This window comes from Stenotrophomonas sp. GbtcB23, assembly GCF_019091045.1.
Classification (GTDB): domain Bacteria; phylum Pseudomonadota; class Gammaproteobacteria; order Xanthomonadales; family Xanthomonadaceae; genus Stenotrophomonas; species Stenotrophomonas rhizophila_A.
Window position 1 is genome coordinate 1 of sequence record NZ_JAGXKC010000757.1, and the last position, 231, is coordinate 231.

Annotated in this window: 1 pseudogene; it reads right to left on the bottom strand. The window is 77.1% G+C overall.

From position 1 onward, the window contains the following. Positions 1–231, bottom strand: a pseudogene (locus KVS69_RS20835) (efflux transporter periplasmic adaptor subunit); the annotation flags it as partial.

Here is a 231-nt window from a genome sequence, read left to right on the forward strand (position 1 = left end):
ACGTGGCCGTGGCTGGGGCTGCGCACCTCGTTGCGGGCCAGGTTGAGCTTGGCCAGGTCCACCGCGGCCTGGGCGGTGGCGGTGGACGCCTGCGCGGCCTGCAGCTTGGCGCGGCGCACTTCGGCGGCCTCGGCGGCCACCAGGTCCTGCAGGCTGCGGTCGCGGGCGATCTCGCGCCGCTGGTGGTCCAGCGTGGCGCGGCGTTCGCCCAGCGTGGCCTGGGCCTGGTCC